The organism is Spirillospora sp. CA-108201 (genome assembly GCF_050936235.1).
GTDB lineage: Bacteria > Actinomycetota > Actinomycetes > Streptosporangiales > Streptosporangiaceae > Spirillospora.
On the sequence record NZ_JBNJNE010000001.1, the window covers coordinates 8,227,671 to 8,250,707 of the forward strand.

The 23,037-nt window shown below is 69.9% G+C and carries 21 protein-coding genes and 3 pseudogenes; 14 read left to right on the forward strand and 10 right to left on the reverse strand.

Annotated elements, in window-relative coordinates:
• Positions 1-9: 9 nt before the first annotated feature.
• Positions 10-1,044, reverse strand: a complete 1,035-nt coding sequence (locus tag ACQEU6_RS39460; protein ID WP_499338802.1) for a LacI family DNA-binding transcriptional regulator — start codon at positions 1,042-1,044, stop codon at positions 10-12.
• A gap of 140 nt (positions 1,045-1,184) precedes the next feature.
• Here ACQEU6_RS39460 and ACQEU6_RS39465 point away from each other — a divergent pair, with 140 nt between their 5' ends.
• The 10 genes and pseudogenes from ACQEU6_RS39465 (at position 1,185) to ACQEU6_RS39510 (ending at position 9,835) form a co-directional block, all read left to right on the forward strand.
• Positions 1,185-2,060, forward strand: a complete 876-nt coding sequence (locus tag ACQEU6_RS39465; protein WP_499338803.1) for a BtpA/SgcQ family protein — start codon at positions 1,185-1,187, stop codon at positions 2,058-2,060.
• Positions 2,057-3,022, forward strand: coding sequence for a carbohydrate kinase family protein (locus ACQEU6_RS39470; RefSeq protein WP_499338804.1), 966 nt, complete (start codon positions 2,057-2,059; stop codon positions 3,020-3,022). The genes ACQEU6_RS39465 and ACQEU6_RS39470 overlap by 4 nt, the downstream gene beginning before the upstream one ends.
• A complete protein-coding gene (locus tag ACQEU6_RS39475) occupies positions 3,019-4,032 on the forward strand; it encodes a substrate-binding domain-containing protein (protein ID WP_499338805.1) in 1,014 nt (337 codons plus the stop codon). The genes ACQEU6_RS39470 and ACQEU6_RS39475 overlap by 4 nt, the downstream gene beginning before the upstream one ends.
• Complete coding sequence (locus tag ACQEU6_RS39480) at positions 4,032-4,787, forward strand: ATP-binding cassette domain-containing protein (RefSeq protein ID WP_499338806.1); 756 nt, start codon at positions 4,032-4,034, stop codon at positions 4,785-4,787. The genes ACQEU6_RS39475 and ACQEU6_RS39480 overlap by 1 nt, the downstream gene beginning before the upstream one ends.
• Positions 4,788-4,789: 2 nt before the next feature.
• Positions 4,790-5,815: an ABC transporter permease gene (locus tag ACQEU6_RS39485; protein ID WP_499338807.1), complete on the forward strand. Its 1,026-nt coding sequence runs from the start codon at positions 4,790-4,792 to the stop codon at positions 5,813-5,815.
• Positions 5,812-6,861, forward strand: a complete 1,050-nt coding sequence (locus ACQEU6_RS39490) for a phosphotriesterase family protein (RefSeq protein WP_499338808.1) — start codon at positions 5,812-5,814, stop codon at positions 6,859-6,861. Before ACQEU6_RS39485 ends, ACQEU6_RS39490 begins: the two co-directional genes overlap by 4 nt.
• 52 nt (positions 6,862-6,913) lie before the next feature.
• Positions 6,914-7,660 (forward strand): glutamine amidotransferase, encoded by a 747-nt coding sequence (locus ACQEU6_RS39495; protein ID WP_499338809.1) that lies wholly within the window; start codon positions 6,914-6,916, stop codon positions 7,658-7,660.
• The gene (locus tag ACQEU6_RS39500) at positions 7,657-8,283 is read left to right on the forward strand and encodes a TenA family protein (protein WP_499338810.1); all 627 of its coding nucleotides are present in this window, start codon (positions 7,657-7,659) and stop codon (positions 8,281-8,283) included. Before ACQEU6_RS39495 ends, ACQEU6_RS39500 begins: the two co-directional genes overlap by 4 nt.
• A 694-nt stretch (positions 8,284-8,977) precedes the next feature.
• Positions 8,978-9,106: pseudogene (locus ACQEU6_RS39505) on the forward strand (TerD family protein); the annotation flags it as partial.
• Between the two features lie 96 nt (positions 9,107-9,202).
• The gene (locus ACQEU6_RS39510) at positions 9,203-9,835 is read left to right on the forward strand and encodes a vWA domain-containing protein (RefSeq protein ID WP_499340497.1); all 633 of its coding nucleotides are present in this window, start codon (positions 9,203-9,205) and stop codon (positions 9,833-9,835) included.
• Positions 9,836-10,115: 280 nt separating this feature from the next.
• Here the strand turns inward: ACQEU6_RS39510 and ACQEU6_RS39515 are convergent, their stop codons facing one another.
• Positions 10,116-11,432 (reverse strand): MFS transporter, encoded by a 1,317-nt coding sequence (locus ACQEU6_RS39515; RefSeq protein WP_499338811.1) that lies wholly within the window; start codon positions 11,430-11,432, stop codon positions 10,116-10,118.
• A gap of 443 nt (positions 11,433-11,875) precedes the next feature.
• On the opposite strand from ACQEU6_RS39515, the gene ACQEU6_RS39520 reads away from it, so the two are divergent.
• Positions 11,876-13,294, forward strand: coding sequence for an ADP-ribosylation family protein (locus ACQEU6_RS39520; RefSeq protein WP_499338812.1), 1,419 nt, complete (start codon positions 11,876-11,878; stop codon positions 13,292-13,294).
• 141 nt (positions 13,295-13,435) lie between these two features.
• Here the strand turns inward: ACQEU6_RS39520 and ACQEU6_RS39525 are convergent, their stop codons facing one another.
• The 3 genes and pseudogenes from ACQEU6_RS39525 to ACQEU6_RS39535 form a co-directional block, all read right to left on the reverse strand.
• A complete protein-coding gene (locus ACQEU6_RS39525) occupies positions 13,436-14,344 on the reverse strand; it encodes an ankyrin repeat domain-containing protein (protein WP_499338813.1) in 909 nt (302 codons plus the stop codon).
• A gap of 24 nt (positions 14,345-14,368) precedes the next feature.
• A pseudogene (locus ACQEU6_RS39530) lies at positions 14,369-14,522 on the reverse strand (Tn3 family transposase); the annotation flags it as partial.
• 334 nt (positions 14,523-14,856) lie between these two features.
• Positions 14,857-14,934 (reverse strand): annotated as a pseudogene (locus tag ACQEU6_RS39535) (transposase); the annotation flags it as partial.
• A 109-nt stretch (positions 14,935-15,043) separates the two neighbouring features.
• Between ACQEU6_RS39535 and ACQEU6_RS39540 the strand changes: the two are divergent.
• Positions 15,044-16,528: an NF041680 family putative transposase gene (locus ACQEU6_RS39540; RefSeq protein WP_499338814.1), complete on the forward strand. Its 1,485-nt coding sequence runs from the start codon at positions 15,044-15,046 to the stop codon at positions 16,526-16,528.
• A 470-nt stretch (positions 16,529-16,998) separates the two neighbouring features.
• On the opposite strand, the gene ACQEU6_RS39545 is transcribed toward ACQEU6_RS39540, so the two are convergent.
• The 5 genes from ACQEU6_RS39545 to ACQEU6_RS39565 form a co-directional block, all read right to left on the reverse strand.
• Entirely contained in the window at positions 16,999-17,817 is an 819-nt protein-coding gene (locus ACQEU6_RS39545; RefSeq protein WP_499338815.1) for a phosphotransferase, read from the reverse strand.
• Positions 17,818-18,167: 350 nt separating this feature from the next.
• Positions 18,168-18,464, reverse strand: a complete 297-nt coding sequence (locus ACQEU6_RS39550; RefSeq protein ID WP_499338816.1) for a hypothetical protein — start codon at positions 18,462-18,464, stop codon at positions 18,168-18,170.
• Between the two features lie 781 nt (positions 18,465-19,245).
• Positions 19,246-19,404, reverse strand: coding sequence for a hypothetical protein (locus ACQEU6_RS39555; RefSeq protein ID WP_499338817.1), 159 nt, complete (start codon positions 19,402-19,404; stop codon positions 19,246-19,248).
• 155 nt (positions 19,405-19,559) lie between these two features.
• Positions 19,560-20,051 carry a hypothetical protein gene (locus tag ACQEU6_RS39560; protein ID WP_499338818.1) on the reverse strand — a complete coding sequence of 164 codons (492 nt, stop codon included), beginning with the start codon at positions 20,049-20,051 and terminating at the stop codon, positions 19,560-19,562.
• 591 nt (positions 20,052-20,642) lie between these two features.
• The gene (locus ACQEU6_RS39565) at positions 20,643-20,996 is read right to left on the reverse strand and encodes a DUF6223 family protein (protein ID WP_499338819.1); all 354 of its coding nucleotides are present in this window, start codon (positions 20,994-20,996) and stop codon (positions 20,643-20,645) included.
• A 219-nt stretch (positions 20,997-21,215) separates the two neighbouring features.
• Between ACQEU6_RS39565 and ACQEU6_RS39570 the strand changes: the two genes are divergently transcribed.
• Both ACQEU6_RS39570 and ACQEU6_RS39575 read left to right on the forward strand, forming a co-directional pair.
• On the forward strand, positions 21,216-22,343 hold the full coding sequence (locus ACQEU6_RS39570) for a sensor histidine kinase (RefSeq protein WP_499338820.1): 1,128 nt from the start codon (positions 21,216-21,218) through the stop codon (positions 22,341-22,343).
• The gene (locus ACQEU6_RS39575) at positions 22,340-23,005 is read left to right on the forward strand and encodes a response regulator (RefSeq protein WP_499338821.1); all 666 of its coding nucleotides are present in this window, start codon (positions 22,340-22,342) and stop codon (positions 23,003-23,005) included. Before ACQEU6_RS39570 ends, ACQEU6_RS39575 begins: the two co-directional genes overlap by 4 nt.
• The last annotated feature ends 32 nt before the right edge of the window (positions 23,006-23,037 follow it).

Below are 23,037 nucleotides of genomic sequence, written 5' to 3' on the forward strand. Positions count from 1 at the left end.
CCGCCCCGATCAGGGCGCGGGGGCCGGGGCCCGGGTGCTCTCGCGGACGACCAGGGACGGCACGAACGCGATGTGCGCGGACGGCGGCCGCCGGCCCCGGCCGCCCGGCTCGGCCGCCGCGGCGGCCAGCAGCCGCACCGCCTCCGCCGCGATCCGCTCGCGCGGCTGGTCCACGGTCGTCAGCGGGGGCTCGGCGAGCCGCGCGAACTCGATGTTGTCGTAGCCGGTGACCTGGACCGTCCCGGGCACGTCGACGCCGTGCGCCCGGCAGGCGCGGGTGACGCCCAGCGCGATCAGGTCGTCGGCGCAGACGATCGCCTCGGGCGGATCGCCCTCGTCGAGCAGGCGCGCGGCGGCCGTCTCCCCCCAGGCCACGCTGTAGTCGCCGAGGAGCACGTGGTCGGCGTCCACGGTGATCTGCAGTTCCCGCGCGCGGTGCCGGAACCCGGCGAAGCGCTGCTCGGTCGAGGAGTTGGTGAGCAGCGAGCCGACGAAGGCCGCCGAGCGCGCTCCGCCCTCGCGGAGGTGGTCCATGACCTGGCGCATGGCGGCGACATCGTCCACCCCGACCCAGTCGGTGCTGGTGCCGCCGACGAACCGGTCGAGCTGGACGAGAGGCACCCGGTCCGCCGTGGCCTGTACCGCCGCGCCGCTCTCGGTCCCGTGGCAGGGGCTGACGATGATGCCGTCGACGTTGCGCGCCACGAGCGTGGCCAGCCGCCGCGCCTCGATCTCCGGGTCGGATCGGGCGTCGCACAGGAGCAGCTCCTTGCCCTCGCGCCCGAGGGCGTGCTCGACGTTCTCCACCAGCGAGGTGAAGAACGGGTTGGAGATGCTCGGCACCACCATGCCGACCGTGTCGGTGCGGCTGTTGCGCAGCGCGCGGGCGATGGGGTTGACCTGGTAGCCGAGATCCTCGGCGGCGCGGCGCACCCTGCGCTGGACGGCGGCCGACACGGGCCCGCGCCCCGACAGCACGCGCGAGACGGTCGCGGTGGAGACCTCGGCGCGCTCGGCGACCTGAGCGATCGTGACCCGCTGCAATCGTTTACCTCTCTGCGAAGCGTCGACAGTGGATGCTGAAAGGTAAAAAGTCCTGTTCGCAGTGTAGACCCTTGACGCCGACCAGACTTCCTATCTACGGTTCCCCGCAAGTTCACTGTAATCGATTACATGGAGGCGACATGATGGAACCGGCCGGGTCAGAGCAAGGCACGGGGGTGTACCCGCCCCGGCCGAACGCCCTGGTCGAGCTGTTCGGGACCCCGAAGGTCGTCATCGGCGTCGTGCACCTTCCGCCGCTGCCCGGCAGCCCGCACTACGAGGGCGTCCCGCTGGACGAGATCTGCGAGTTCGCCGTGCGGGAGGCGCGGGCCTATCTGGACGGCGGCTGCCACGGCCTCATCGTGGAGAACCACTGGGACATCCCGTTCCTCAAGCCGGGCGAGCACGGATACGAGACCGCGGCGGCCATGGCCGTCGTGACCGACCGGGTCCGGCACGCCACCGGCGGACGGCTGGGCGTCAGCGTGCTGTCGAACGCGGCCGAGTGCTCCATCGCCTCGGCGTGGTCGGGCGGCGGGGGGTTCGTGAGGGTCAACCAGTGGGCCAACGCCTACGTCGCCAACGAGGGCATCATCGAGGGCCAGGCGGCCCATGCCGTTCGCTACCGCAGCCGGATCGGCGCGGGCCCGGTGAAGGTCTTCGCGGACGTCCACGTCAAGCACGGCGCACACGCCATCGTCGCCGACCGCACCTTGGCCGAGCAGACCGAGGACGCCGAGTTCTTCGGCGCCGACGTCCTGATCGCCACCGGCTCGCGGACGGGGGACGCCGCCGCCCTGGACGAGGTCGAGGGCATCGCCGCGCACACCACCCTGCCGGTGGTGATCGGGTCCGGGATCACCGCCGGCAACGTCGGTGAGCTGATCTCGGCCTGCGACGGAGTGATCGTCGCGTCCTCGGTCAAGGACAACGGCCGGTGGTGGGGCCGCGTCGACGCCGCGAAGGTGCGCGAACTGACGGCCGCCGCCGCCAGGGCCGGCGTGGTCCTGCCGTGATCGTCTTCTGCGGCTACGCGAACGCCGACCTCACGGTCGCCGTCCCGGAACTGCCGGGGCCGGGGGACCGCGTCCAAGCGACCGGCGTGCGGCGCGGCGACGGCGGAATGGCGGCCAACGCGGCGGCGGCCGCGGCCCGGATGGGCGCCGACGCGCGGTTCGCCGGCGTACTCGGGCCCGACCTCCGGAGCACGGAGTTCCTGGAAGCGCTCGCCGCCGACGGCGTCCGGACGGACTGGACGTCCCGGGCGGGCGTCCTCACCACGGCCGTCGTCCTGCTGACTCCGGACGGCGAGCGCTCGGTCATCAGCCAGGACGACCGGGTCACCACCGACCACGTCGAGGAGGTGGCCCGCCGTGCCCGTGCCGCGGGCGCGGACTGGCTCTATCTCGACGGCTACCGGTTCCCCGAGGCGGAGGCCGTGCTGGGCGGCCCGGGCGGTCCCGCGCTCGTGGTCGACCTGGACGGCTGCGACGGCCCGCGGGCCGCGCGCGCCGCCCTCGACGCCGCCGGCCACGCGATCGTCGGCCGGGCCCAGGCCGGGGCCTTCCTCGGCGGGGAAGACGGCGCGTTCGGGGCGGCGGCGGCGAACCATCGGGTAAACCTGGTGGTCACGGATGGTGCCCGCGGCTGGACGCTGTTCACCCCGGACGGCGGCCGGCACGGCGGCCCGGCGATCGATGTGACCGCCGTGGACGCCACCGGCGCGGGCGATTGCTTCGCCGGTGCCTACTGCGCGGAGCTGGACCGGGGGACGGACCCCCCGGCGGCGGCCCGGGTCGCCGCCGTCGCGGCGGGCCTGTCGTGCACGCGGCCCGGCGCCCGAGACGGCCTGCCCCGCCGGGAGGCCGTCCTCGCCCACATCGCGGCGACCCGTCCCGAAGCGACCCGCACAGATCCCGGCACCGACGGCGGAACGTCCGATCCCGCACCGGCCCGCACCCGGGGAGAGGAGACATGATGCGACGTACGGTGACGGCCGCCGCCGCGGCCGTGCTGCTGCTCACGGCGGTCGGCTGCGACGCACAGGCCCGGCGCGAGATCGCGGCCGAGAAGAAGGCGACCGAGCAGGGCCCGCCGCCGCCCTCGCGGATCGCGCAGTCCTGCAAGGTGCAGGGCCGCGCGCCCAAGATCGGGATCGTGCCGATCAACCTGCAGGCGCTGTTCTTCAACCAGATCAACACCGGCGCGCAGACGGTCGCACGCAAGGCCGGCGCGCAGGCGCAGGTCGTCAACGGCAACGACGACTCCACCACCCAGGCCAACGCGATCGACGACATGGTGGCGGGCCACTACGACGCGATCATCGTGGACGCGGTGGACACCGAGGGCATCCGGCCCGCGATCCGGCGCGCGAAGGCGGCCGGGATTCCGGTCGTCGCGGTGGACGCCACCGTCGACGACCCCGCGGTCGCCACCCAGGTCGGCACGGCCAACGCCGAGGGCGGCCGGCAGCTCGGGGAGGCGCTGCTCCGGTCGTCCGGCGGCAAGGGCGAGATCGGCGTGGTCGGCGCGCTCAACAGCACGATCCAGAACGAGCGGCAGAAGGGCTTCACCGACGCCGTCACCGCCGGCGGCATGAAGATCAAGGCCGTGGTGGACGGCCGCAACATCCAGGAGAACGCCCAGACCTCCGCCGAGAACCTGCTCACCGGCAACCCCGACCTGCCCTACGCCTACGCCACCGGCGAGCCCGCCCTGATCGGGCTGGCCGCGGCCGTGGTCGGGCAGCAGCGCACCGACGGCCTGAAGGTCGTCGGCTGGGACCTGTCCCGGCAGGCGGTGGACGGGCTGGAGGCCGGCTGGATCACCGGCGTCGTCCAGCAGAACACCTTCCGGTTCGGCTACGAGGCGATGAACGCCGCGATCGACCTGGCCTGCAAGCGGACCGCGCCCAAGGACGTGCCCGTCCCGACGCAGATCGTCACCCCGGCCAATGTCAAGGACTACCTGTACTACCTGGAGAAGTGATGAGCGATCGACCGCTGGTCGCGCTGCGCGGCATCACCAAGTCGTTCGGCGCGGTGCAGTCGCTGCGCGGGGTGGACCTGACGCTGGCGCGCGGCGAGGTCCTCGGCCTCGTCGGAGACAACGGAGCCGGGAAGTCGACCCTGATGAAGGTCCTGGCGGGGGCGGTGCAGCACGACGCCGGCCAGATCGCCATCGACGGCCGCGACGTCCGGTTCGCGAGCCCCGCCGAAGCCCGGCGGGAGCGGATCGGCATCGTCTACCAGGACCTGGCCCTGTGCGACACCCTCGACGTCGCGAGCAACCTGTTCCTCGGACGCGAGCCGCACAGGGGCCCGTTCGTGGATCGCCGGGCGATGCACCGCAGGGCCGCCGAGACGCTGTCGGACCTGCACGTCCGCGTCAAGTCGACCTACCAGGAGATCGGTCACCTGTCCGGCGGGCAGCGGCAGGCGGTCGCGATCGCGCGTGCCGTGTCGTTCGAGCCGCAGGTCCTGATCCTGGACGAGCCGACCGCCGCCCTCGCGGTCGCCGAGGTCCGCCAGGTGCTGTCCATGATCCGGGACGTGGCGGCGCGCGGCGTCGGGGTCATCCTCATCACCCACCGGCTGCAGGACCTGTTCGAGGTCTGCGACCGCATCACCGTCATGTACGAGGGCCGCAGCGTCGAGGACGAGCCGGTGTCCGCCCTGGACATCGAGCGGCTCGTTGCGATGATCACCCGTTCCGGACCCGCGAACGCAGAGGAGGTGGCCTGAGCATGAGCGCACCGACCGCACCGACCGCACCGGCGCCCACCGTTCTGGCCGAGGCGCCCGGCTGGTGGGAACGCGCCAACAAGGCGACGCTCGCCATGGCGGCCGTCACCGTCCTGCTGTTCGCCGGATTCGGGATCGGCGCGGACAACTTCCTGAGCTTCGACAACATCTCCAACCTCGCCACCCAGGTCGCGATCACCTTGATCGTCGCGGTGGCCATGACCTTCGTGATCACCACCGGGCAGATCGACCTGTCGGTCGGTTCGACGGTCGCCTTCGTCGCCGTCCTCACCGCCGAGATGCTCAAGGCGGGATGGGACTCCTCCCTGGTGATCGTCGCCGCGCTGCTCGCCGGGCTGTTCTGGGGCGCGGTGAACGGCTGGCTGGCGGCCTACCAGAAGATTCCGCCGTTCATCGTCACGCTGGCGACGATGTCGGCGATCCGGGGCCTCGCGCAGCTGTGGACCCAGGGTTTCTCCGTCCCGATCGACCGGCGGCTGTACGTCGCGAAGATCGGAGAGGCGAAGTTCCTCGGCTTCTCGGCGCTGGCCTGGATCGCGCTGGCCGCCGTCGTGGCCGGCGGGGTGCTGCTGGCCAGGACGCGGTTCGGCGGCTACGTCAACGGCATCGGCTCGCAGGAGGAGTCGGTCCGCCGGGCCGGGGTGAACACCGACCGGATCAAGATGGTCACGTTGATGCTGGCGGGGCTGGCGGCCGGCGTGGCGGGCCTGCTCACCGCCGCGCGGCTCGGCTCGGGCTCGGCCAACTCCGGGCAGGGCTTCGAGCTCACCGTGATCGCCGCGGTGGTGCTCGGCGGCACCGACCTGTTCGGCGGCCGGGGCACGATGACCGGCACCATCATCGGCGCGCTGATCACCGGCATGATCGCCAACGGGCTGACCCTGCTCGACGTGAGCCCGTTCCTCACCCCCATCGTCACCGGCCTGGTCCTGCTGGTGGCGATCTGGGTCAACCTGCGCGGCCGATCCCTGGCCCAGCTCGCGTCCCACCTGGTGCGCAGATCATGACCGCGGGAACCGCCGCGGTGATGACCGTGACCGGCCCCGTCCCCAGCGCCGGTCTCGGGCTCACCCTCACCCACGAGCACCTGCGCAACGACCTGAGCGCGGCGGTCACGGCCCCGGCCGACCCCGCGCTGGCCTTCCTGCGCGACGCCCGCACCACCCCGGGCCTGGCCTGGCTGCTGCGCGAGGAGCCGTACGCCTGCCTGGACCACTGCCGGCTGGACGACGACCCGGCGATGCTCGCCGACCTGCGCGCGTTCGCCGAGGCCGGCGGCGGCACCGTCGTCGACGTCACTCCCGGCGGCATCGGCCGCGACCCGCTCGCCCTGCGCTCGCTCGCCGAGCGCAGCGGCCTGCGGATCGTGATGGGTTCCGGCTGGTACCTGGAGCGCCACCACCCGCCGCACCTGTCGCGGACGGACGAGCGCGCTCTGGCGGCGGAACTCGTCTCCGAGTTCACCGGCGGAGCCGACGGCACCGGCGTGCGGCCCGGGGTGATCGGGGAGATCGGGGTGTCAGCGGACTTCACCCCGGACGAGCACACCGCGCTGCGCGCCGCGGCCCGGGCGCAGCGTGAGACCGGCGCCCCGTTGTACGTGCACCTTCCGGGCTGGCAGCGCCGCGCACACGAGGTGCTCGGCATCGTCCTGGACGAGTACGGCGTGCCGCCGGGCGCCGTCGTGCTCTGCCACATGGATCCGTCCCACAGCGACCCGGATTACCAGAACTCCGTCGCCGAACGCGGCGTCTGGCTGGAGTTCGACATGATCGGGATGCCGTTCGGCTATCCGGGCGAGGGCCAGTCGCCCGCCCCGCACGAGACGGCGCGCGCGATCGCCGGGCTCGTCGCGCGCGGGCACGCCGGGCGGCTCCTGCTCAGCCACGACGTCTTTCTCAAGAGCATGCTCACCGCGTACGGAGGCAACGGATTCCGGTACGTCCCCGAGCTGTTCGTCCGGCGGCTGGCCGGGCTCGGCGTCACCGCGGACGTGACGCAGGATCTCCTGCGGGCCAATCCCGCCCGGCTTTTCGAGGCCGCCGCGGCCTGAGGCCGCAGCACCACGCGACATTTCCACCCGACACCAGAAAGAGGTTTCACTAGTGAGCCGCGTCCTGATCGCAGGCGAGAGCTGGGTCACCCAGTCCACCCATATCAAGGGGGCGGACTCGTTCACCACCAGTTCCTACGTCGTCGGCGTCGAGCCGCTACGGCGTGCCCTGGAAAGCCGGGGCCACCAGGTCACGCACCTGCCCGCCCACCTCGTCCCCGCGGGCTTCCCCGGGGCCCCGGACGCCCTCGCCGCCTATGACGTGGTCGTGCTCTCCGACATCGGCGCGAACTCCCTCCAGCTCGCGCCCGAGGTCTTCGAGCGGGCCGTGCCCGGCGCGGACCGGCTCGGCGCGCTGCGCGACTGGGTCGGGGGCGGCGGCGGCCTCCTGATGGTGGGCGGCTACCTGTCGTTCACCGGCTTCGAGGCCAAGGCGGCGTTCCGCAACACCGTCCTGCACGAGGTCCTGCCCGTGGAACTGCTTCCCGAGGACGACCGCGTCGAACTGCCCGCGGGCGCGCGCGCGGCGGTGACCGCCGCGGAGCACCCCGCCCTGGGCGGGGCGACCGGCGAATGGCCGCTCCTGCTCGGCTACAACCGTGTCCTGCCGCGGCCCGGCGCCGAGGTCCTGGCCACTCTCGGCGCCGACCCGCTGGTCGCCGTCGCGCCTTACGGGGCGGGCCGTTCGGCGGTGTTCACCTCCGACTGCTCACCGCACTGGGCGCCCAAGCCGTTCTGCGAGGAGTGGGACGGCTACGCCCGGGTGTTCGGCGGGCTCGTCGAATGGCTGGCGGGATGAGCCGCTCCCGCCACCTGCTGGAAGCCTGCGCGGAGCCCATGGCGCGCGCGGTGTCCATGCGGTTCGCCGAGGAGGTCCGCACGGGCGTGATCGGCGACCAGGCGTACGCCGACTACCTGGAGATCGAGGCCTCCTTCGTCGCGACCGCGGCGCGGCTGCACGGCCTCGCGGTCTGGGACGCGCCCGGCTGGACGGCGATGGAGCGCAACGCCCGCGCCGTCCACGCGCTGACGACCGAGCAGGCCGCCTACTTCGACGCCGCCCGCGCGGCGTGGCCCGTCCAGGCCCGTCCGGACGCCGCGAGACGGGCGGCGATCCTGTCGGAGTTCGCCCTCACCGGCGCCCGCGAGGGCGGATACCCGGCGGTGATGACCATTCTGTTCGCCGCCGAGAGCCTCTACCTCACCTGGTGCACCCGCGCGCACAGGGAGGGCCGCGTCCCTGCGGGCCCGATCGCCGACTGGGTGGCCCTGCACGCGGGCGATGCCTTCCGCGCGGGCGTGGACGCGCTCGCGCGGGAGGTGGACGCGCTGCCGGCCGCCGTCCCGGACGCCCTGCTCGTTCGTCTGTTCACGGGGATGCTGGAGGCCGAGATCGCCTTCCACGACGCCGTGTACGCCTGAACGGCGCCACATCCGGGCGGGCCGCCGGGTGCGGCGCCGAGCATGGCGAACGGGTGGTCCGGGAGATGGACGGACCCCGTCAGGAGGTGCTCGGGGCGGCCAGGGCGAGGTCGAGGTAATGCCGTCAATAGAAGTGAGGGAGCGCTGTCGCTCACCCAAAACCGCTTTTCTCCGTGAAAACACGGGATGAAGAGAGCCGCTGCCGTCCGGTCCCGGCCTTTCCGGCCACGGTCGAGACCGTTCCGCCTTTCTCGGGGCCGCGGTGCTGATAGAGAGTGATGGTCCGGCCGATGAATCCCGAGGCGGTCGTGAGTGAGAGGCCGCGGTGCCCCGAATGGTGTGGCATCCGGGGAAACGGAGGCGGTCGATGCTGCGCAAGGGGGAGAACGCCGTGCTGGGCGGCGGACGGGCCAGGGTCTCCGTGACCGCCGCGGGCGCGGCGATCGACGTCTCGGCGGTGCTGCTGGGCGACGACCGACGGGTGCGGTCCGACGACGACCTGGTCTTCTTCCACCATCCCGCCCAGGACGGTGTGCGGCTGGAGGGCGCCGAGGTCGTCATGGACCTGGAGGCGGTGCCCGGCGACGTTTCGACGATCGCGCTCGTCGCCGGCGTGGACGGGCCCGGGACGTTCGACGGCGTCACGGTGCGCGCCGAGGTGCGGGGCGGGCCCGGGTTCGCGGCTCCGCCGATGGCGTCGGGGGAGACGGTGGCCGTCGTCGTCGAGGTGTACCGGTGTGCGGGGGCCTGGAAGCTGCGGGCGGTGGGGCAGGGATGGGCGAGCGGGCTCGCCGGCCTGGCCACCGATTTCGGTGTGGACGTGACCGAGGAGCCGCCCAGAGAGGTCGACCCGCGCGAGCGGATCTCGTTGCGCAAGGAGGCCGTCCGCGTCTCGCTGGAGAAGAAGGGCATCGCCGGCGTGCGGGCGCGCGTCGCCGTCGCGCTCGACGCCTCCGGCTCGATGCGCAGGCTGTACAAGGAGGGTGTGGTCGCCGAGATCGTCGAGCGCATGGCGGCGATCGCCCTGCAGGTGGACGACGACGGCGCGCTCGACGCGTGGATCTTCGCGACGGAGTTCGCGCGGCTGCCGCCGCTGCGGGTCGCCGAGATCGAGGCGTGGACGCATGACAACCTGCGCATGCACGAGGCCGTCGCCGCCGACGGGAGCCGGGTCAGCCTCGGCGGCCGCAACAACGAGCCGCAGGTGATCGAGGACATCCTCGCGTTCTATGACGCCGGCCCTGGAGAACCGGCCCTGGTGCTGTTCTTCTCCGACGGCGGCGTGGCCAGGACCGCACAGATCGCACGCCTGCTGCGCGAGGCGTCGAACCGGCCGGTCTTCTGGCAGTTCATCGGCCTCGGCCACGGCCGGTACGGCATTCTGGAAAAGCTCGACACCCTCGACGGACGCCTCGTCGACAACGCCGGGTTCTTCGCGGTGGACGACATCGCCCGCACCAGCGACACCGAACTGTACGAGCGCATCCTCTCCGAGTTCCCGACCTGGCTGAGATCCGCGAGAGCCCACGGGATACCCCTCGGCTCGAACTGATGCGGCACCGCCGTCACCAGGCGATCAGGTCGAGGACGCTGGTGCGCTACGAAGAGGCGGTGCAGGACGCCCTGCACGGCCGGAAGACGCTTTCGTCCTCTCCACCCCACGGGCTGGGAAGGCCGGGTGTGACGTTCTGCTTCGACGATCGCGCGCTGGACGAGGCGACGGACTCTCGGAAGAGGACCGCAACGCCCGTTCTTCGAAGAACAGGGCCCGGCTGACGCCGGGCCCTGCGATGGAGCATTCGTTGGCCGGCGCTGTCCGCCGGCGGGGTCGTTCAGGTCCGCGGTGCTGTTCCGCGTGCGAGCAGCTTCGCGGCCGCCGGCGCCATGAAGGCGACGGTGCCCGCCACTGAGGCCAGCGAGGCGAGGCCGGCGATGACCAGCGTCGAGCGTGGACCGAAGGTCTCGGCCAGCCAGCCGATCAGGGGATAGCCGACGAGGGAGCTCCCGGTGATCACCAGCAGGTACAGGCCCATCACCCTGCCGCGCATCTCCTCCGGAGCGCTGAGCTGCGTGAGCGAGTAGGCCGTCGTGGTGAAGGTCATCATCGCCATGCCCGTCGGCAGCTGCATGGCCGCGAAGGCCCAGTAGTGCGGCATCAGTCCGGTCGCGGTCACCAGGACCCCGAAGACCGCCGCCGCGGCCAGCATGTTCCGCATGCTCGGCCGCCTCCGGCGGGCGGTGAGCAGTGAGCCGGCGAGCCCGCCGACGGCCGCCATCGCCGTGACGAGGCCGAAGGACGAGGCTCCGGTGTGGAAGACCTCTCGGCTCATCAGGGCATCGGTCACCGCGAAGTTCATGCCGAACGCGGAGACCAGCAGCATGACGGTCATCAGCATGACCAGGTCGCGGCGCTCCCGGACGTAGCGCAGGCCCTCGCGCAACTGGCCTTTTGCCCGTGGCACCGGATCCTTGAGGTACAGCTCGTCCTCACGCATGAGGTAGAGCCCGAGTTCCATGGCGGCGAACGACGCGGCGTTGATGAGGAAGACCGGACCGGTGCCGACGGCGGCGATCAGTACGCCGGCGACGGCCGGACCGAGGATCATCGTCGTGTTGAACAGCGCGTTGTTCAGGCCGATGGCATTGGACACGTCACGGGGCCCCACCACCTCGAAGGTGAACGCCATCCGTGCCGGGCTGTCCACTGTCACGGCCAGGCCGAGGCCGAACGCCAGGGCGTACACGTTCCACACGCTGACGGAGCCGGTGACGGTGAGCAGGCCGAGCACCAGCGCGAGCGCGCCCATCACCGCCTGGCTGATCATGAGGATGCGCCGCTTGGGGTAGCGGTCGGCCAGGACACTGCCGTACAAGCCGAACAGCAGCGCCGGCAGTAGCTGCAGACCGGCCGTGATGCCGACCGCGGCGCCGCTGCCGTGCGTCAGTTCCAGCACCAGCCAGTCCTGGGCGGTCATCTGCATCCAACCGCCGATGCTGGAGATGCCCTGACTCGGCATGAGCAGCCGGTAGTTGCGGTGGTTCCGCATCGAGCGGAACAGCCTGGGGTCCTGCTGAGCCGCCTGAGGATCGCTGCTCGGCGGGCCCTCCCCGGCGGAGTCGGCTCCACCTGCGCCCGAGATGTCGGACATTGTCGTCCCTTTCGTTTGTGTGGTCGTGCCGTGGCGCCTCTGAACGCCACCGCAGGGACCGTCCTGCCTGCGCTCGGCAAAGCAAGAGGTCGCCGGGCAGGGTGAGAATCGCGACACTGGACGTGCTGGGCGACTCCGACCTCGCCCAGGCGCTCGACCGTCCGCGCGCAGAACGCCCTCGCCCACCAGTTGCGGGCTCTGACCAGCACCTTCTCGATCCGGGACGGGCCCGGATCCTCGGTTCAGGTGGCCCCCGGGCGCTACGCCGCGGGTCGCGGAATGCCGCCATGGTGGATGCGATCCACCAGTGGCCTCAAGGGCCAGACCGCTGACAGTAGGCTCGCCGCGTGGAACTACCCAGGTGGCTTGAGGGCCAGTCGGACGAGGAAGTGATCTCCGTTCTCCGAGCGGAGGTCGATAGTGACCACAACAGGTTGGCCAACGTGGAGAAGCTGACGTTTTTCCACGAGCTGGTCGATGAGCCCGAAGAGGATCTGGCCGGGGAGTGGGACGCGTACTGCCGCCACGCCTCGCTTGTGGACGAGCGGATGAACCGGCTCCGGTCGGTCGCTTTGGCCCGGTTCGACCGTGAGGTTGTCCCGTTGCCTCCGGCCGATGCCGCCGCCGTGGTGTACAGCGACGACGACTTCTGGTTTCCGGGCTTTGTGGCCGAGAATCGTCACCCCTCCGACGATCCCTGGTCGGGGTCGACGCCCGAGGAGAAGATCGAGCACGCCATCTTCGGGACGAGGCCGGCCGGCCGGAGCGAGCTGGCCGGCGAGCGGCGGTGCGCCGCTCGCGGTGCAGCCGAACGGCGTGACTACGCCATCTGGCGGTCGACTCATCAGCCGCCGGATCCGACTGCCCGGTCGGCCGCCGAGTCCCGGGTGACCCGGGACCGCGCCGCGGTCGAGCGGCGATTCGCCGACGACTGGGGCATCGAACTGCCTGACTCGATCTTCCGGTATTGGCAGTTCCTGCTGTCACTCGGGCCGGTCGAACAGGGCGCGCTCCACGACACGGAACTACGACCGTACGGAATCATGGAGCTGTTCGACGATCCCGCGTGCCCGCCGCGTGAAGGTCTCGACGTTCGGGTGCACGGCCGTTACTACCGGGATCCGCCCGAGTTCTTGACCTTCATGCACGGCGGCACCGATGGGCTGCACTTCGGACTCTGGTACGACGATGGCCTTACCTGCACCGGTGTCGCGTCCTACTACAACAACGACGGTGGTGGCGTCGGCCTGCCGTCCGGCACTGCGCTGGAGGCGGTGCGCGAACAGATCGAATGGCGTCAGGCCCACCTCGACAGCGAGGCCGGCGAGCATGAGCCGATCGCCGCGAACCTGGCCGAGGAGAGGTTCAGGCTGCGGGCGCTGCGGGAGGTTCTCATGACCTTCGAGACCGGTGACCGGCTGGAGGAGGGCGATGCCTACCACGAGACGCACCCGGACGAGGGCGAGGTGCTCAAGGACGGCGACCCGAGCCGGTTCGAGACCCTGGACGGTGGTGGGGCGCTGGCCGACGGGGAGTCGGTCGTTCCGCGCGGCCGGCAACGTCCCCATAACCGCTACGACTGGTGCACCAACCTGCACGAACAGCTGACCGGGCATCCTGATGCGGTCGCCTCGTGGGTCACCGAGGCCCTGCGGCGCTGCGCTGCCGGGGATCCGGCCGGCGCCCTCACTCTCGGGCGTGACCTGCACTGGGCCAGTGGGGGAGACGCCGAACGGGAGCGTCAGGCGCACGAGCTACTCGTTGCGGCTTATCGGGCTCTCGACCGGCACAACCTCGCCGGGATCGCCGCCGCGCATCACCGGCACCGCGACCTCCCCCAGGTGGGCGTGCTCCGTACCTGAACGATCCTGATCCCAGGAATGCGGTCGGCTTCGGTGAACCGGCCTCACCGGGGGCGCGGGGCGAACAGCCGACGCTTGAGGTCGAGCTGGATGCCGGTCGTGTCGGCGTGGAACAGCGGGGTCAGGCCGCCGTGGCGGCGATCAGTCCCGGTGGTCGAGCAGGTCGACGATGATCTGGTGACCTTTGATCCGCGCGATGTCGAGCGGTGTGGCGTTCACCGGGTGGCTCTCGAACGGCTTCTCCAGGCCACGCCCGGGGTCCGCGCCTGCCATGAGCAGGGCACGCGTCACCTCGGCGTGCCCGTTCTCTGCCGCTTCGTGCAGCGGGGTGAACCCGTAGTTCTCTGTGATGTCCGGGTTCGCTCCGGCCTGGAGCAGCAGCCGTACCGGGTCGAGATGACCGTGGCGGCTGGCGTAGTGGAGCGGCGAGACGCCGTCCTTGTCGCGCGAGTCGAGATCGACCTGCTTCGTCGCGATGAGCAGCTCGGTGATCTCAGCGGTGCCGCGCGACGCGGCGTGCGACAACGGGGTCTGCCCCGCGGACGTCGCCAGTTCGACGTCGATCCCCCCGTCGATCAGCATGCGCGCGATAGCGACGCAGTCATCGTATTCGTCGTCCGGGTGGGATCCGATCTCCGCGCGAATCTCGTCGCGGCCGGTGAGAATGGTCTCGACGCCGTCGCGTACCACGGTGACCTCGTAGGCCACCGGCCGGTCCTTGGTGTGCTGGATCACCTGGTGCAGTGCGGTGAAGCCGCCGGGGAGAGCGATTCCTGGATCCGCGCCCGCTGCGAGCAGCGCCTCGACGCCGTCGCGGAACGCTTCGCGCGCCGCGACCAGCAGCGCCGTCCAGCCCCGCTCGTCGGCGACGTTCACCTCGACTCCGGCCGCTATCTGCTCTTTGAGGACGGTCAGATTCCCCATGTACGCGGCCGTCCGCAGGGCGTCCGCCCGCGAGACGTCGTCGGTGTCCGTCACGTGTCGCCCCCGCCTGCTGCTGCCCGACATCTCGTCAAGATCAAAGATTGTGTCATAAGCGAGTGCCGCCACGGCCCGGGCGATGCTCGCTCATTCGGGCTCGGCCAGGGCGGGCCGCGACCGAGGGCAGGCGTCCAGGCCGCCTACCCTCGGGCAGGTACGGCTTGCAGCGGTTGATCTGCTTGATCCGCGGCAGCAGGTCGAACCCCGGCAGCCTGGTGATTCCGAACCCGATGAACGACTGTCCATGGGGGGGTGGCGTTCGTGATCGCGGGCCAGGCGCCGGTGTGCGGTGAGCACAGGCCGGCGTCCGTTCGACCGCCCACCTGCGGGCAGCACGGCGAACCCTTTCTGGTCTGCGGGCTTGCAGACGATGTCGAGGGTCGTGCGCAGGGTGCCTGCGGCCCAGCCGACCAGCCGTCCGGCGAACCCGGCGTCGGCGAACACGAACCGGCAGGTGGGCGAGGCGAGATACAGCCCCAGCAGCGTGCCCTTGGCGCCGTCGCGATCCTGCACGCTCGCGGCGCACACCGTGACCGTGATGAGCAGGCCGAGGTGATGATGAAACGCTTGCGTTCGGCCACCTTCTTGCCCGGTGGCAGCAGCGGCTCCACCAGCGCCCACTCCTCATCGGTGAGGTCCGAGGGGTAACGCAGCCACACTGACCGGGATCAACTTCTCAAACGCGCACTGAGCTTGTTCTTTAAGCTGCCTGGCCGCCCGGTGGCGATCTGCGGTGTTTGGCGGACATGGGACGGCCTCCACGTGATCATGTGTCAACGACCAAGAAGACATGTGATCGACCGTGGAGGCCGTGGGTTGAGTGTGCTGGATGAGCGCGCTGGTGTCGATGAGCGCAGCGTGTTGTCCCGGTTCCGGGCGGGTTTCTTCGGGTGCTTGACCGCGCGGGCGGACGTGTTGTTCGAGCTGACGGACGCGGTGCTGTGCGCGGACGGGCCGGTGAAGACGCTGGTGGATCTGACCTTGGTGCCCGAGCACCGGCGCGGGCACGGTGCCCTGCACGACGGGCTCAACTCTGGCCGGATCGACGTGGCGCGGCTGCGTTGGGCGCTGGCGGCGTTGCCGCCGCCTCGGGCGGCGGGCGGGCGGATCGTGCTGGCCGTCGACGTCAGCCCGTGGTTGCGGCCGGACGCGGCGACCTCGCCCGACCGGCTGTTCTGCCACGTCTACGGGCGAGCCAAGAGCCAGTCCCAGTTCATCCCGGGCTGGCCGTACTCGTTCGTCGCGGCGCTGGAGACGGGCCGCACCTCGTGGACGGCGGTGCTGGACGCGGTGCGGCTCGGCCCCGCCGACGACGCCACCGCGGTCACCGCCGCCCAGCTGCGCCAGGTGGTGGAACGCCTGCTCGCAGCCGGGCGGTGGCGTGACGGCGACCCTGACATCCTGATCGTCTGCGACGCCGGCCACGACGTCACCCGGCCGGCGTTCGCCCTGCGTGATCTGCCCGTCGAACTGGTCGGCAGGATCCGTTGCGACCGGGGGCTGCGGCTGCCCGCACCGCCCCGCGACCCGCACTTCATCGGACGGCCGCCACGGCACGGCGGCGAGTTCGCCCTGGCCAACCCGGCGACCTGGCCGCAGCCGCAGCACACCACCACGACCCGGACGGCGCGGTACGGCACCGCGACGGCGATGTCGTGGGACCGGCTGCGTCCACGCCTCACCCACCGCGCCGCCTGGCTCGACCACGAAGGCAGGCTGCCCATCATCGAGGGCACCCTGATCCGGCTGGAGGTCGAGCGCATCCCCGGCACCGGTGACCCCAAACCGGTCTGGCTGTGGTCCTCGGCCACCGGCGCGACCGCCGACCATGCCGACCGGCTCTGGCACGCCTTCCTGCGGCGCTTCGACCTCGAACACACCTTCCGGCTGTTCGAACAGACGCTGGGCTGGACCCGTCCCAAGCTCCGCACCCCCCAGGCCGCCGACCGCTGGACCTGGATCGTCATCGCCGCCCACACCCGACTCCGGCTCGCCCGACGGCTCGCCGACGACCTACGACGACCCTGGGAGAAACCGGCCGAGCCCCGCCGGCTCACCCCCGCCCGTGTCCGCCGCGGGTTTCGGAACATCCACCCGACCCTCGCCTGCCCGGCCAGCGCACCGAAACCCACCACACCCGGCCCCGGACGACCGCCGGGCTCCACCAACCGCCAGCCCGCCACCATCCACGACGTCGGCAAAACGATCAGACGCGAGACAACCCTCACCGCTCGCTTCGGCCAGGCAGCTTAAAGAACAAGCTGAGAGAACAGGTGAAGCGCCTGGTGGTCAAGATCGTCGCAAGTCTCGATCTGTCAGGAACTCCCTCGTTGTCGCCCACGCCGCGCGGGAGACAACCAGCCCGTGGCCTGCGGACCCAGGTTGGAATTGCCTCATTGCTCGGTGACCAGTCAGTTGGGCTTGAAGGCATGGATGATGACGGCGGAGGTGTCAGTGCCAGTCCTCTGCAGTAGTTCGAAGGCAATGTGCAGTTGCTTTCGCCCCATGCCTCTACAGTCCAGCCGGGTTTTGCGGGCGTTGTAGGCGGAATTGTTGTTCATGATCCACCGGCCGGTGAGCAGTTCGTCCGTCAGGATCTCGTTCGCGGACGCGCTGCAGAAGCTGGCCGACGCGCACGGACGACGATCGCCGGTGGTGCACGGGGGAACAGGAGCCCGGCAATATTCTGCCGGGCTCCTTCGCTCGAATCATGGAGACCTCCGCTAGACGCGGGCTGCCTTTGCGATGATCAGCCATGCCTGGACACGTTCCGTGTCGACTCCGACCAGGCGTGCTAGATTCGCGGCCCGAACCGATGCCTGTTCATCAGTCGGGGTCTTCCACGCGGCTACGGCCACGTCATAGCACACATCGCCGCTGACCCCGCGAGGATCGATCAGGAGTAGCTCCCCACCGGCCCCGAGGAGAATGTTGCCTGAGGATGCGTCGCCATGACAGACCGTGTTTGAGTCCCCAGCTCCCAGGTCCTCAAGGATGGCGGCCGCTTGTCGTCGCTCATCGCGTGAGGCCCGGGTACGTCCTGACGGGAGGTCGTTCGACCTTTCGTCATTGAGTCTGGAGCGCAGCCAGTCGGCGAGAGTTGGAAGCCTGTCATTCTCCGTCTTCCGATCAAGCATCTTCCGAAAGATCGGAGCCAGGCGTTCAACCGATACTGTTCTGCCCTTCAATGAGTCACCCGGGAAAATGCGGCTTGCTACGGTCCACACGCCGACTGGTGTTTGGACGACATCGTAGATGTGCGGACCTACGCCCATGTTGAAAAGTGCTTGCGCGACCTGCGCCTGATCCATTCCTAGTGGATCAGGCGTGGACCTGACGACCAACTGTTCGTGAGCTGTTGCGACTTCGACTACGAACCCGTAGCGAGAGTTGAAGGTCCGAACAGGACGCCCCTCGTATCGCTCACATATTCGCGCTAGTTCGTCCGGAGTCTTCTCCAGCCAGGCGGAGGCCAGGTCGGGCCAACATGCCGATACGGCCTCGATTACATTGGCCGGAATCTCTGTATCGGCGCCTAACATGCGCGGGCGACCATTCTTATTTTGTTTGTCACTATCTCTCCTTGATTTGCTTTTTTGGCGATTTCACGCGAACCCCATCTTGGAAGGGGCTTGCTAAGACTATCCCCTAGCTCCTGACCTCCTGCAAGTTCACGACCGAAGAGGGCTTGCGGCGGTCTTCTCCCGAGAGGGGTCGCGGTTCCTGCCCCGCGCACCCGTTATGCGCAATGAGTTCGGTTCGATCGACATCGAGGGCTCGTTGGCCGCCTTCTAGCCAAGGCTTCGAGTAGGATCAGTTGGCGTTTTCGGCGGTAAGGCGCACGCGTTGGCGGGCGTAGGGGCGTCACCCACTGGCCTCTCCGTACGGCGGGTCAGTGTGCCGCTCGCTCGCCCAGGTCGTGCAGTACCGCCGCGAAGCGGCAGGCGAGTTCGGGGGTCAGCGCCACAGCGCTGTCTTCGCTGTCGAGAAGGGCAAGTTCGACTTGGGTGAGGCCGGGCGCGGCGTTCAGCGGCGAAACGAACGCCGTCAAGCACAGCTGGGCGGTTGCCGATTCACCGTCGGGGACCTTGCAGACGTCGGTGGTGAGGGCGTCTACCGGCTCGCTGAGGTGATGGACCCCATCCTCCAGATGCAGGTAGGCGTCGGCATCGAAATGCTCCGTGTGCACCAGGGAGGGCAGGGCTGCAGGGTGACCTGCAGCCCGTCGCGGGTCGGACGAACCCGCCACGGCTCGTCGCGCTCGGGTGGTGTCACATCAGAGTTGTGGGCCACCGCCCATGACTACCAAGAGTGACGGCATTGCGACAACGGGACTCGCTGATCTGGCACCGGGGCGTCGACAGCGAGCCCGGCGGAGACTCTGATCGGTTCGTTACCCGCTCTGGGATGAAGTTCGGGCCTGTCAGCGGTGCTTCATTACTGCACGGGGACCGGGTGACCGTCTCGGGTCACTCAGCACATGAACCAAGTACCGCCCGACTCGCCTATCGGCCGAGAAACCGCTCGGAGCGGCCCGCGCCGGATGGTTCCCTTGACCGTCTGGCTGTGCTCGGACACCGCCGATACAACAATCGTCACCCGCAGGGACCTGGGGAGGGTGTTCATGCGGGTCAGGCTGTTGCGCGCCCGGCAGGATTCGAACCCGCGACCGTCGGATCAGATGGCAGTTGCGAATGCTGAAGGACCCCGGGCACAGGTCGATGCCCTGCCCCACGGCCATCATCACGGCTCATGGTCCCCCGTCCTCTCGACGATCATTTGCTTCCCCGCCGTCGCCTGCTCGATCGAGGGCGATCGTAACGACGGCGAGCGACAACGGCCGGTCTCGGATCGGCGCGGCGGCGGAGACGGACGGGCCCGCGGCGGAGGCACCCGCATGAAGCGGTCGGTCGCGCATAAAGGTGGAGCGCGGCACGGGGGTCCCGTGCCGCGCTCCAGGTATGCGGCGTCTACCCGAGGAGTTGCTCCAGCAGGCAGGCGCCTTCCGCCCCATTGGGGCACTTGGATCCCAGGTCCACTTGCACGATCTGGGCGAGGCCGATGGCGAAGTTGACGTCCGTCTCCACCAAAGCCTGAGTACCGATCCGGCTGCAGAACGGCTTGTCCATTTGGTAGAACGTCCGCCACTGAGCGACGGCGTCCTGGAACGAGGCGTCCTTGCCTTCGATCGCGGCGATCTCTTGAAGCCTCCCCCAGATGCTGGAGACGAGGCGCTGGATATCTCCTACTCGCGGCCACGGTTCGGGGCCTGCGAGTGGGAGGCTTATCGGAGGAGCCCGACGAGCACCGCCAGACGATGGACGTCCGCCGGTTGGACGCGCTCCGGCTGCGGGCCCATGTCAGGGCACTTGTCCATGTCAGGGCACTTGTCCACCAACAGAGACCTCGTGTTCTCCAGGAGCAGACTGAGGGCGCGATGACGCCGAAACTTCACGTCCTCGAAACCCGGTACGCCCCGGCCCCTTGACGGGAAGAGGTCGAGCCAACGATCGCGGAGTCCCCGGATCGGGTCCTCCCCGTCGCTGACGTCAGCGATCTCGTTCAGCCTCTTTCGAGTCTCGCCAACGAAGACTTCCGCCCAAACCAGCTCCTCGCCGCGAAAACGCCCAGGCTGGTGGACGAAGGCGATGAGCATGGTCAGGAGCTCGACGTCCGCCGACTTGACGATGCCGGCTTCCGCCCGTGCCGCCTCCTCCCGACGACGCCGGCTCGCGTGAAGTTCTGCCAGGTTGCCAGGGGTGAATGTGGTGGCCATGATTTGTCTCCCATCGCATTGGCGGGTGAAGAGCTGAGCTACTTCCTGTTCCGGACGATAACGGAAGCGGATTCGGAGCGCAAATTCCTGAGGGCCGTTGATTAAGATTTCTTCGGCTCGGGCGCGACAGTTGTCTATGTCCACCCCGGCATGCTCCTGCCCCACCGCTCAGTGGCGTCCTATCTGTGGCTCCGCTTGAATGCACGATTTTCAATCGGCGCTGGCAAGTAGGTGATCACAGCATGGTCGCGGGTAGTGCGACAGGCCCTGAAAAACGAAGAAGCCCTGGTAGGCCGGGCGATCTTTCGCAACCCTCCTGCCCCACCAGAGGATTCGCAGGCTTTCTGTCGTTCTTCGACCCGTTGTCGGGTCGGGCGCCGCAGTGCGTGACCGGAGCATCAAGCTGGAATCGCCAAGCGCCGCGTTCGATACAGAAAGGCAATCGGTGGGCCAGGTTGTCATCGGTCGTCAAACAAGACAGCCCTCGGCTCGCCGGGTCGGCGGTCACCCTCTTTCCTGTGTCCGAATCGAATATAGGTACAGGTGTCCCGCCAGAATGCTTTTGCGTGACCGCGTCGTTCGGTTTGCCGGTCAGCCAGTGCCTCGGGCGCGGCCCAGAGCCAGCCCTCCGAGTGTCATGCCGATCAGCCCTACGAGCAGGGCGACCAGGGCTCCGCCCAGCCCATTGCCGGTGCCGAGACTTCCGTCGGAGGTGACCGCGACCAGCCCGCCGAGGATGGTGCCGATCACCGCTGCCGTCAGAGCCAACCGTGCACCATTCCGCCCGTCGCCGTCGCCGTTGCCGATACGGCCGGTGGAGCGGGCCAGGGCCAACCCACCGGTGATCGCGCCGGCCAGTGCCGTCAGCGCGGCCACGATGGCCCCGAGCCGCCCGACGCTCATGGCATAGGGATCGGCGGCGGCGATCAGGTGAGGGATGGACATGATGCTCCTTCTGGTGCTGCGGCCGGCTGGACACCGCTGATGATGTCGCCCGGAGTGCCTGCCGGTCGTCCAGCAGATGCGGACACCTTGCGCTGCCGACCAGGCGGTAGCCGGTTGCCGCCGGCGCGGTAGCAAGTGGACGGGCTACCGCGGGTGCGGTAGCCGCTCCTCGTCCGCGCGCAGGAGACGCTCGCGCGGGCCTCCGGTTAAGGTGCGCGCATGGGTACGGGACGGCACGGTGTGCGAGCCGCGGTCATCGACTGGGCGATCGCCGTCTGCGTGGCGGCGACGCTGCTGTTCACCGGGCTTTCCGGCCGACACTCCGCCACGGACCTGGAGCTGCTGGGGCCCGTGCTGCTGGGCGCCGGGGGCTTGGCGCTGGCCGCGCGCCGGCACGCGCCGGTGCCGGTCCTGGCGGTCACCGGGCTGTGCGCGGTGGGGTACCAGGCGGCCGGGTTCGATGTTCCCGCGGTGGCGTACCTGTTCGCGGTGTACGCCGCCATGCGGGCGGGACACCGTGTTGTCACGGTGGCGGCCAGCGTGACGGTGCTTGCCGCCCTCCCGCTCGCGGCCCTGGCCTCGGGCCTGCACAGCGTGGGCGCAGCGCTCGCGCAGGCTCGCGGCGCTCTCGAGATTGCCTGGCTGATCGCCGCCGGCGCCGCCGGGGAGGCACTGCGGCAGGCCGAGCGGCGGGCGGATGAAGCCGAACGCACCCGAGAGGAGACCGCCCGGCGCCGCGCCGACGAGGAGCGGCTGCGTATCGGACGGGAGATGCACGATTCGCTCACCCACCAGATCTCGATCATCAAAGTCCAGGCCGAAGCCGCGGTGCATGTGGCCCGCAGGCGTGGCGAGCAGGTACCAGAGACCCTGCTGGCGATTCAGGAGGCCGCACGTGAGGCGACTCGGGAGTTGCGCGCGACCCTGGAGGCGCTGCGCGATGACGGCACGGCCCCGCCGCGTGGAGTCGACCACGTCCCGGAACTGGTGGAACGAGCCCGGGCGACCGGCTTGCAGGCCACGTTGACGATCGAGGGGCAGCGACACGGCGTGCCGGCCTCAGTGGACCGGACCGTCTACCGGATCGTGCAGGAGTCACTGACCAACATCGCCCGTCACGCCGGTGCCGCCACCGCGACCGTCCGGATCGACTGCCGTCCGGACGTGCTCGCGATACGCATCGATGACGACGGTACGGCCACGCCCGACCCTGCCGCCGCGCCCGGTGTCGGGCTGCTGGGCATGCGCGAACGAGTCGCCGCCCTGGGGGGCCGGCTGCGCACCGGTCCGCGCGAAGAGGGCGGCTTCACCGTGCAGGCCGAACTCCCCGTGGACCCGACGCCGTGATCCGTGTCCTGCTGGTCGACGACCAGCCGCTCATTCGCAGCGGCTTCCGCGCGCTCCTCGATCTGGAAGACGACATCGAGGTGGTGGCCGAGGCCGACGACGGAAGTCAGTGCCTGGAACTGGCCCGCGAGCACCTGCCCGACATCGCACTCATCGACATCCGAATGCCGGTCATGGACGGGATCGAGGCGACCCGGCGCATCGCCGCCGACCCTGCCCTGGCCGGGGTGCACGTGGTCATCCTGACCAACTACGGCCTGGACGACCACGTTCTGGACGCGCTGCGCGCCGGCGCCGCCGGATTCCTCGTCAAGGACATCCAGCCCGAGGACTTCCTGCACTCGGTCCGCGTCGCCTCGCGCGGCGACGCGCTGCTGGCACCGTCGATCACTCGCCGACTGATCGACCGCTACATCACCCAGCCGTCTACTCCCACTCCCGTCATGGGGCGACTGCACGGACTCACCCACCGCGAAAACCAGGCCGTCGCACTGGTCGCGCAGGGCTTGTCCAACGACCAGATCGCCGCCCGGATGGTGATCAGCCCGTCGACCGCCAAGACCCACATCAACCGGGCCATGACCAAGCTCCACGTCCGGGACCGCGCCCAACTGGTGGTCCTGGCCTACGAATCCGGCCTGGTCGCCCGCGGCAACTCCTGACCGCCTTTGCGGCGCTGTGGTGAGCTCTCCCG